The sequence below is a fragment of the uncultured Microbacterium sp. genome (assembly GCF_913776565.1).
In the GTDB taxonomy this organism is placed as follows: domain Bacteria; phylum Actinomycetota; class Actinomycetes; order Actinomycetales; family Microbacteriaceae; genus Microbacterium.
Window position 1 is genome coordinate 1 of the sequence record NZ_CAJYPF010000111.1, and the last position, 9,808, is coordinate 9,808.

Consider the following 9,808-nt stretch of genomic DNA (forward strand, 5'->3'; position numbering starts at 1 on the left):
TACACCCTGTCGGTCGCCTCGGCCGTGCTGGGGCTCATCGGCCTCGCCTACGTCGCCTTCGCCCTGGTCAAGGGCGAGGTCGCTCCCGCTCCCGGGCGCGTGAGCCTGTGGGACGGACTGGCCTTCCAGCTCGCCTCGCGCGAGGGCAGCGGATCGCTGTTCGACCCCGAGAGCCTCATGTCGCGCACCGTCGGACTGTGGTGGCAGCTCGATGCCGTCCTCATCGTCACGGCGCTCGCGGCCGCCGTCGCGGCGCTGTTCGTGCGCCGACTGCGTCCGTGGGCGATCGCCCTGCTGGCCCTGACGGCGTTCATGTTCCGCGGGGGGTACCTGCCCGTGCCGTACGTCATCATGCTGCTGCCGTTCGCGGCCGTGGTCGTCGCCGGAATGGGCCAGGTGGCCGTCGAGGCCCTGCGCTCCCACGGCGCCCTGCGGCGCATCGGCGGCGTCGCCACCGCCGTCGGACTCATCGTCGCGGTGCTGGCCGCGGGTCCGCTGTGGGCCGCGCAGCTGCGCGGGTTCCTGCTCGCCGACCTCGACCGCCCGCTGCGCGACGCCGAGGCGTGGATGACGCAGAACGCCCCCGCCGACTCGCGCATGCTCGTGGACGATGCGATGTGGGTCGACCTGGTGCGCGCCGGCTTCGAGCGCGAGAACGTCGTTTGGTACTACAAGGCCGACACCGACACCGACGTGCAGCGGCTCGCCCCCGACGGGTGGCGCGACTACGACTACGTCGTCACGACCGACTCCATGCGCACCTTCCCGACCGAGTTCCCGACCGTGCGCCAGGCGATCGAGAACAGCGCCGTCGTGGCGTCGTTCGGTGACGGCGCGCAGAAGGTCGACGTGCGCCTGGTCGACACCGCGCAGGCGGCGCTCGCGCAGGCCGCCGACGACGGCCTCTACGCCGCCCGGTCTGTGGCCGGGCAGCAGGTGCTGCAGAACCCCGACGTCGGCGTCCCCGGCGAGGAGCAGGACCTGCTCACCTCGGGCGTCGTCGACGGACGCATCCTGCTGACCCTCGGCCAGCTGTCGTCGCAGGGCCGGATCGACGTGGCCGACATCACGCAGCTCGAGGGCGACCCCTCGGGCGTGCACCGTCAGCTCATCGTCAGCTCGTTCGCGGGTCAGGATGCCCGCGGGGATGCCGCCGGGGCCGACGCCCTGCTGCGCTTCTACGAGTCGCTGACCGGCCCCCTGCGCCCGGTCTCGGTCGAACGCGGCGACGCGGGCGTGGTCATCACGTTCTCTCCCGACGAGCCGGTCGACCTGCTCCCCCGTCCCACCTCCTGATCCTCTCCTCCCCCCACGAAAGGACCGCCATGTTCCGTTCCACCCCCTCTTTCCGTCCCGCGCGGCTCGCCGCGATCGGCGCTGCCGCCCTGCTCACCGCCGGGATCGGCGTCGCCACCGCCCCGCCGCCTCCGCGGCCCCCACCGCCCCCGGCGGGTGGGCGCGCGTGGCGCACCTCTCCCCCGACACCAAGTCGGTCGACGTGCAGCTGACGGCGCTCGCCGGCGGAGCCGTGGTGTACGAGCTCGACGACGTCGCCTACGGTGCGGTGAGCCCCTACATCCCCCTCGCCGACGGCACGTACGTCGTGTCGATGGTGCCCTCGGATGCCGCCGACGGCACGCAGCCGGTCGTGCAGCAGTCGATCGACATCGCCGAGGGCGAGCCGCTCACGGTCGCCGCGTACGGCCGCAACGCCGATCTGAAGACCAGGGTGTTCGAGGACGACCTCTCGGCCCCCGCCGCCGGCCAGGCGCGGGTGCGCGTCGTGCAGGCCTCGACGGTCGAGCCGACGGTGAACGTCGACACCGCCCAGGGGCGCCCGATCGCGCGCGACGTGCCCGCGGGGTCGGCGACCGACTACGCCGCGGTGCCGGCCGGTTCGTGGGATCTGGAGCTGACGGGGGCGGACGAGTCCGCGACCTCGGCCGTCGATCTGCCGGCGGGGTCGGTCTCGACCCTCTTCGTGCTCGATGACGCCCAGGGAGCGCTCACGGCGCAGACCATCACCGACTCGGCGACCCTCGCCGACATGCCGGTCGGCGGCATCCACACCGGTGGCGGCGGAACCGCCACCGCCACGACCGCGCCCTCGGGTGCCGTTGCGGCGGGCGCCGGTGCGGCGGCGGTGGCGCTGGGCGCCGTCGCGCTGATCGCGGTGCGCCGGCACCGCCGGGGCGAGGCGGGCGCGTGACGTTCGCACGTCGAGCGTCGACGGTCGGCGCGGTCGCGACCGTCGTCGCCCTGACGATGGCGGCGTGCAGCACCGCGACCGAGCCCGATACCGCCGACCGCACCACGGCGACGGCCGAGGCCTTCCTCGACACCTACGTCGACGCCGGTCGCGTGGTGCGCACGGACCAGGGCGGCGACACCGTCAGCGAGGGGCAGGCGTACGGCCTGCTCCTCGCCGTCGCCGCCGACGACCCGTCGCGCTTCGACAGCATCTGGGACTGGACGACCACCCACCTGCAACGCGACGACGGTCTGCTGGCGTGGCAGTGGAAGGACGGCTCCGTCGTCGACGAGCAGCCCGCCTCGGACGCCGACCTCGATGCGGCGCGCGCCCTGGTGCTCGCGGGCGACGCCTTCGACCGCGACGACCTCCGCGCGCAGGGCGTGTCGCTCGGCGCCGCGGTCCTCGACGAGATGACGGCCGAGACCGCGCTCGGGCGCATCCTGCTGCCGGGACCGTGGGCGACGGCATCCCCCCACGCCTACAACCCCTCGTACGCGTCGCCGGCCGCGTTCGACGTGCTCTCGCGCGCGTCGGGCGACCCCCGGTGGGAGGAGCTGGCCGCGGGCAGCGCAGCGGTGACGAGCGCACTGATGGATGCCAACACCCTCCCGACCAACTGGGCCACGGTCGCCGACGACGGCGCCGTCGCGCTCGCGGGTTCCGCGGGCGGCGGGGGCGAGCCGGCGTACGGCTACGACGCCGCGCGCACGACCATCCGGTTCGCCGAGTCGTGCCGGGACGACGACCGCGCCCTCGCCGCACGTGTGGCCGCGGCGCTCCCCGGCGGAGACGAGCTGCCCGCCGAGCTCGACGCGGGCGGCGGCGCCTTCACGTCGGATCGCCACCCGGTCGCGTACGCCGCACGGGCGGCCGCGCTCGCTGCGAGCGGGCGCGACGACGAGGCGCGAGCCGACCTGCAGCGCATGGCCGACACCGCGGCATCCACCCCCACGTATTACGGTGCGGCCTGGACGGCCCTCGCCACGGCGATGCTCACCGACGACGTGCTCGACGGCTGCCCCGCGCTCACGGGCGACCCGGCGGCGGCGGACGCGCCCGGTGCGGCGGGTTCCGGGTCGACGACGGCGCCGGGCGTCGGCGCGGCGAGCGGGTTCCAGGACCCGGTGGCCCCCGCGGCGGCGAACACGGCCGCGCCCGTGCACATCTCGATCCCGGCGATCGGGGTGGACTCCGACCTCGTCGGGCTCGACCGCGGGGCCGACGGGTGGATCCAGTCGCCCCGGGACTACGACGCGGTCGGCTGGTACGAGAAGGGGGTCCTGCCCGGAGAGGTCGGTCCCGCAGTCATCGCGGGCCACGTCGATTCACCGACCGGACCGGCCGTTTTCTACGACCTGCCGCGACTGACGCCCGGCGACACGGTGTCGGTGCGCCGCGCCGACGGGTCGACGGCCGAGTTCGTGGTGACCGGGCTGCAGACCGTCGAGAAGAACAGCTTTCCCACCGAGTCGGTCTACGCGCCGACGCCGACGCCGCAGCTGCGGCTGGTCACGTGCGCCGGTGCGTGGGATCCGGCCAGCGGCCATTACGTCGACAATCTCGTCGTGACGGCCGTCGCCGTCTGACGGCGGCTCCGGACGCGTGCGGGTGCTCCCCACCCGCACGCGGGGACTCTTGCCGCTCTCCACCCAAAGCCATATGATGGCTGACGTCTAACAGCTTATGTCCGCACAAGGGAGTGAGACGATGAACGAAGCGCACGCACTGCAGGGCTATCCCGCCGCGCGACAGGTCGCCGCGAGCGCGGTCCGCGCCGCCTCCGAAGCCCTCGGCTCCCGCCTGGTCGTGCTCGATGACGACCCCACCGGGACGCAGTCGGTCGCCGACCTGCCCGTCCTCACCGCGTGGGACGTCGAGGACTTCGCCGCCGTCTTCTCGACCGACGCGCCCGCCGTCTACGTGCTCACCAATGCCCGCAGCCTCGGCGAGGCCGACGCGCGCACCCGTAACCGCGAGGTGGCCGTCAACGCCCTCACGGCCGCGCGTGACGCCGGCATCGAGCTCGAGTTCGTCAGCCGCGGCGACTCGACGCTGCGGGGGCACTTCCCCCTCGAGACCGACACGCTCGCCGACACCGTCGCGGCCGCGGGCGGGGCCCCCATCGACGGTGTGCTCATCGTGCCCGCGTTCCCCGACGCCGGACGCGTCACCATCGGCGGCACCCACTACATGCGCGAGGGCGACGAGCTGCGCCCCATCGGCGAGACCGAGTTCGCCCGCGACGCCACCTTCCGCTACGTCAGCTCCGACCTCGCCGACTGGGTCGCCGAGAAGTCGCAGGGGCGCCACCCCGCGGCATCCGTCATCGTCGTCGACCTCGCCGTCGTTCGCGCGGGCGCCGAGGCCATCGCCGATGCGATCCAGGATGCCGAGCACCGCACGCCCATCGTGTGCGACGTCGTGACCGAGGACGACCTGCGCCTGCTCTCGCTCGGCCTGATCGCCGCCCGCCGGCGCGGCAAGAACCTGCTGTCGCGCGTCGGCCCCCCGTTCGTGCGCGCCCGCATCGGCAGTGCGCAGCGCGAACCGCTGACCGCGGCCGAGGTGTTCCCCGACGGCGGGACCGAGCGGGGCGGGCTCATCGTCGTGGGCTCGCACGTCGCCGTCACCACGCGCCAGCTCGCGCGTCTGCGTGCCGTCCATCCCGACCTGACCGACATCGAGATCGACGTGGCGCGCGTGCTCGACTCCGACGGCGCGCCCGCCTATCTCAGCGGGATCGCCGACGCCGTGATCGCCGCCCTCGAGCTCGGCGACGTGGTGGTCAGCACCACCCGCACGGTCACCACGGCCGCCGACGCCGACGCGAGCCTCGCGATCGCCCGAACGGTGTCGTCGGCCGTCGTCCAGGTTGTGCAGGACGTCGTCGCCGCGACCCGCCCGCGGTTCGTCGTCGCCAAGGGCGGCATCACCTCGAGCGACGTGGCCGCACACGGTCTGTCGATGCGTCGGGCGACGGTGCGCGGGCCCCTGCTGCCCGGGATCATCTCGCTCTGGCAACCCGTCGACGGCCCCGCCGTGGGCGTGCCCTACGTGGTCTTCGCCGGAAACGTCGGCGACGACGACGCCCTCGCGCACGTCGTCACCACCCTCACGCGCAGCCCCGCGGCCACCCCCGACCACTGACACCGCGCGGCGCCCGCCCGCCGCCGCCCCACCCCGCATCGCAAAGGAGCACTGCCATGACCACCACCACCACCTCCACCGTCGCCGTCCTGGGCCTGGGCGCCATGGGCCTCCCCATGGCCACCCGCCTGGCCACCGGCCTGACGGTCCACGGTTTCGACATCGCCCCCGCCCGCCTGTCCCTCGCCGAGGAGCAGGGCGTGATCGCCTTCCCCTCCGCCCGCGAGGCCGTGGCCGGCGCGGATGCCGTCCTGCTCGCCGTCCGCGACCAGTACCAGCTCGACGAGGTGCTGTTCGGGGTCGACACCGGTATCGCCGCCGCCCTGCGCCCGGGCTCGGTCGTCATCCTGACCAGCACGGTCGGCACCGCCGGCATCCGTCCCATCGCCGATCGCCTGGGCGCCCTCGACATCGACCTCGTCGACGCGCCCCTGTCGGGCGGACCGGTCCGCGCGGGTCAGGGTGATCTGCTGATCGTCGTGGGAGCCTCGCCCTCCGCACGCGAGAAGGCGGCCCCCGTGCTCGAGCTGCTGGCATCCACCCTCACCGTCGTCGGCGACAACGCCGGAGACGGGCAGGCCCTGAAGACGGTGAACCAGCTGCTGTGCGGAGTACACATCGCTGCCGCCGGCGAGGCGCTCGCCCTCGCCGACGCACTCGGCCTCGACCCCGAGAAGACGCTCGAGGCGCTCATGGGCGGAGCGGCCGCCTCGTTCATGCTCGGCAACCGCGGACCGCGCATGCTGCAGGCCTACGACGACGAGGGGGCCGAGGTGCTCAGCGCCCTCGACATCTTCGTGAAGGACATGGGCATCGTCGGCGACGCCGCGCGCCGCCTGGGTCTTCCCGCGCCCGTCGCCGCGGCGGCGGAACAGCTCTATCTGACCGGCCGTTCGCAGGGACTCGGGTCGCTCGACGACTCCGCCGTCATCCGGGCCGTCGCCCCCGCTCGTCGTCACGGCTGACGACGCCCCACCTCGAGATCGAAGGAGATCCCGTCATGCTTCCCATCCTCACGGCCGACACCCCGCCCATCGCCCCCGCGGTGGAGTTCGGCACCGGCGCGCTGCTGGCGATCGCCGCCGCGGGCATCGCCCTGCTGCTCGTGCTCATCATCGTGTTCAAGGTGCACGCCTTCTTCGCCCTGCTCATCACGAGCGTCGCCGTGGCGCTCTCGGCGCAGATCCCTGCGGGCGACGTCTTCACCCTCGTGGCCAACGGCGTCGGATCGACCATGGGCAAGGTACTCATCATCATCGCCCTGGGCGCGATCCTCGGCCGCCTGATCGAGGTGTCGGGCGGAGTGCAGCATCTCGCCGAGCGCTTCACCGACCGCCTCGGACCGAAGCGCGTCGCGGTGGCGCTGACGATCGTCGCCTTCGTCGTGGCGATCCCGGTGTTCTTCGAGGTCGGTGTGATCGTGCTCGTGCCGATCCTCTACGCCTTCAGCAAGATCGCGGGCGTGAAGCCGATCGTGTTCGGCCTGCCGATGTTCGGGCTGATGCTGTCGGTGCACGTCGCCGTTCCCCCGCACCCCGGGATCGTCGCGGGCGCGGGAGTGTTCGGCGCCGACCTGGGCCTGATCACCGCGATCGCCCTGCCGATCTGCGCGGTGCTCGGTTTCCTGTGCTTCTGGGTCGCGCGCATCATGAACCGCACCGAGTACGCCCTCGCCCCGCGCGTCGCCGAGCAGATGGCCGAGTTCGGCAAGACCACCACCGTCATCGAGTCCCGCCGCGCCGACGGCACCGTGATGGCGCCGCCGAGCACGGGCCTGGTCATCGGCCTGATCGCCCTGCCGATCGTGCAGATCCTCGTCGGGACGGTGCTCTCGCTGAGCCTGCCCAGCGGCTCCACCGGCCGGGGCATCGCGACTTTCGTGGGCACTCCGGCGTTCGCGCTGCTGGTCGCGGTGATCGTGGCGTTCTTCGCCCTGCCCGTGCGCCGCCGCTGGGGCCTGGCCCGCACGCAGGAGGTCTTCGAGAGCTCCATGCCGCCGATCGCGTCGATCCTGCTCGTCGTCGCGGGTGGCGGCGTGTTCGGCGCGGTCCTGCAGGCCTCGGGCATCGGCACGGCCCTGTCCCTCACGCTCGACTCGCTCGGCGTGCCGCTTCTGGGCGCGGCGTTCCTCATCACCCTGGCCCTGCGCGCCGCGCAGGGCTCGGCGACCGTCGCGATCGTCACGACCGCGAGCCTGCTGTCGGCGGGCGTCGCCGAGGCCGGGTACACGCCGCTGCAGATCGCCGCGGTGGCCGTCGCGGTCGGCTTCGGATCGCTGGGGCTGTCGATGGTCACCGACGCCGGGTTCTGGATCGTGACGCGCTACCTCGGCCTCACCGTGGCCGACGGTCTGCGCACCTGGACCGTCCTCACCACCGTTCTCGGCGTCGCCGGGTTCCTGCTCACGTGGGCGGTGTTCGCCCTCGCGGGCTGACGCGCCGGTCGCACGCCGGGTCGGGGACACGCGCTCCCCGGCCCGGCGATTAGGTTGGGAACGGAAGGGGGATGCCATGGCGAGACGTTCACGCGTCGACGAGGTCGTCGACGGCCTCTTCGACGACATCGTCGCGAGGCGCCTGACCGCCGATCACGCCCTGCCCAGCGAACCCGAGCTCGGCGACCGCTTCGACGTCAGTCGGGTGACGGTCCGCGAGGCGATCAAGACGCTGCAGGCCCGCGGGGTCGTGCGGGTCGAGAGCGGCCGCGGCTCGTTCGTCCAGCCGGTCGCGCGGTGGACGTCTCTGGCCGCCGTCCTCGCGGCCACCTCGGCGACGGGCGACGCGCAGGCCGCCGAGCAGCTGATCGAGCTGCGCCGCATCTTCGAGACGGGCGCCGCCGCGCTCGCCGCCGAGCGCGCGACGGAAGAAGAGGTGGATGCCGTCGCCGCCGACCTCGAGGCGATGACCGCCGCTCACGCGGCTGACGACCTCGACGCCTTCGTCGCGGCGGACCTGTCTTTTCACGACCGCATCCTGACGGCGTCTCGCAATCCGTTCCTGACCGTGATGTTCGCGCCTCTGACCGAGGTGCTGTCGGAGCGGCGGGCGCAGACCTCGCGCGTGCGTGTGATCCAGCAGCACGCGATCGCCGAGCACTCCCGCGTGCTCGAGGCGCTGCGCGCGCGAGACCCCGAGGCGGCGCGGATCGCGATGGACGGGCACATGCAGCAGACGCTCGACGACCTGCGCGCCCACGTGCTGCACGTCTGAACGACGAATGCCCCGGCCGCTCGGGCCGGGGCATTCGTGCGAGGAGGTATCAGCCGACCGGGGTCGCCTCTGCGGCCGCCTCGTCTTCTTCGGTCGCCACGAGCTGGCCGCACGCGCCGTCGATCTCCTTGCCGCGGGTGTCGCGCAGGGTCGTCGGGATACCGGCGTCGTTGAGACGGCGCACGAACTCGTTCTGCACCGGCACCTCGGATGCCGTCCAGATCGACCCCGGGGTCGGGTTCAGCGGGATGGGGTTCACGTGCACCCATCCGCGACCGCGCGCGTTGAGCTTGTCGGCCAGCAGGTCGGCGCGCCAGGCGTGGTCGTTCATGTCCTTGATCAGGGCGTACTCGATCGACACACGGCGTCCGGTCTTGTCGAAGTAGGCGCGCGCGGCATCCAGTGCCTCGTCGACCTTCCAGCGCGAGTTCACCGGGATGAGCTCGTCGCGCAAGCCGTCGTCGGGGGCGTGCAGCGACAGGGCGAAGGTCACCGGGATGTCCTCCTCGGCAAGCTTCTTGATCGCGGGAACGAGCCCGACCGTCGAGACGGTGATGCCGCGCGCGCTCATGCCGAGCCCGTGCTCCTTGTCGACCATGACGCGCACGGCCTGCATGACGCGGGCGTAGTTGGCCAGCGGCTCACCCATGCCCATGAAGACGATGTTCGAGACGCGGTCGAGGGAGTGGTCGTCGCGCTTCTTCCCGCCGAGCCCACCGGCGGCGATGAGGGCGTTGGCGCGCACGATCTGCTCGACGATCTCGGCCGCCGACATGTTGCGCGTGAGCCCCGCCTGGCCGGTGGCGCAGAACGGGCAGTTCATGCCGCACCCGGCCTGGCTCGACACGCACAGCGTGATGCGGCCGGGGTAACGCATGAGCACGGACTCGACCAGCGCGCCGTCGTGCAGCTTCCACAGGAACTTGATCGTGTCGCCACGGTCGGTCTCGAGACGGCGCACCTCGGTCAGCAGCGGCGGGAGCATCCCCGCGACGAGTTCTTCGCGACCGGATGCCGGCAGATCGGTCATATCGGCCGGGTCGGAGGTGTAGTGCGTGAAGTAGTGCTTCTCGAGCTGCTTCGCGCGGAAGCCGGGCAGGCCCAGCTCCTTCACCTTGGCGACGCGCTCGTCGGCGGTCAGATCGGCCAGGTGCACGGGCGGCTTGCCGCGCTTGGGGCTGGCGAACTGCAGCAGCGG

Annotated in this window: 7 protein-coding genes and 1 pseudogene; 7 read left to right on the forward strand and 1 reads right to left on the reverse strand. The window is 72.8% G+C overall.

The window, feature by feature from the left end; genetic code table 11:
• From QZ433_RS05905 to QZ433_RS05935, 7 genes and pseudogenes are all read left to right on the forward strand, one after another.
• Positions 1 to 1,296 (forward strand): annotated as a pseudogene (locus tag QZ433_RS05905) (hypothetical protein); the annotation flags it as partial.
• A gap of 166 nt (positions 1,297 to 1,462) precedes the next feature.
• On the forward strand, positions 1,463 to 2,209 hold the full coding sequence (locus tag QZ433_RS05910) for a DUF4397 domain-containing protein (RefSeq protein WP_295780696.1): 747 nt from the start codon (positions 1,463 to 1,465) through the stop codon (positions 2,207 to 2,209).
• Positions 2,206 to 3,840, forward strand: a complete 1,635-nt coding sequence (locus tag QZ433_RS05915) for a class F sortase (protein WP_295780698.1) — start codon at positions 2,206 to 2,208, stop codon at positions 3,838 to 3,840. The genes QZ433_RS05910 and QZ433_RS05915 overlap by 4 nt, the downstream gene beginning before the upstream one ends.
• 121 nt (positions 3,841 to 3,961) lie before the next feature.
• On the forward strand, positions 3,962 to 5,401 hold the full coding sequence (locus QZ433_RS05920; protein ID WP_295780699.1) for a four-carbon acid sugar kinase family protein: 1,440 nt from the start codon (positions 3,962 to 3,964) through the stop codon (positions 5,399 to 5,401).
• Positions 5,402 to 5,457: 56 nt separating this feature from the next.
• Positions 5,458 to 6,366, forward strand: coding sequence for an NAD(P)-dependent oxidoreductase (locus tag QZ433_RS05925; RefSeq protein ID WP_295780701.1), 909 nt, complete (start codon positions 5,458 to 5,460; stop codon positions 6,364 to 6,366).
• A gap of 35 nt (positions 6,367 to 6,401) precedes the next feature.
• Positions 6,402 to 7,835 (forward strand): GntP family transporter, encoded by a 1,434-nt coding sequence (locus QZ433_RS05930; protein ID WP_295780703.1) that lies wholly within the window; start codon positions 6,402 to 6,404, stop codon positions 7,833 to 7,835.
• A gap of 76 nt (positions 7,836 to 7,911) precedes the next feature.
• Entirely contained in the window at positions 7,912 to 8,610 is a 699-nt protein-coding gene (locus QZ433_RS05935; RefSeq protein ID WP_295780705.1) for an FCD domain-containing protein, read from the forward strand.
• Positions 8,611 to 8,659: 49 nt separating this feature from the next.
• Here QZ433_RS05935 and rlmN read toward each other — a convergent pair.
• On the reverse strand, positions 8,660 to 9,808 hold a 1,149-nt coding region (gene rlmN / locus QZ433_RS05940), incomplete at its 5' end, for a 23S rRNA (adenine(2503)-C(2))-methyltransferase RlmN (RefSeq protein ID WP_295780706.1).

Bases quoted from the DNA above. Each gene is read 5' to 3' on its own strand.
- QZ433_RS05920 (WP_295780699.1), top strand. From the start codon at position 3,962: ATGAACGAAGCGCACGCACTGCAGGGCTATCCCGCCGCGCGACAGGTC.
- QZ433_RS05925 (WP_295780701.1), top strand. From the start codon at position 5,458: ATGACCACCACCACCACCTCCACCGTCGCCGTCCTGGGCCTGGGCGCC.
- QZ433_RS05930 (WP_295780703.1), top strand. From the start codon at position 6,402: ATGCTTCCCATCCTCACGGCCGACACCCCGCCCATCGCCCCCGCGGTG.
- QZ433_RS05935 (WP_295780705.1), top strand. From the start codon at position 7,912: ATGGCGAGACGTTCACGCGTCGACGAGGTCGTCGACGGCCTCTTCGAC.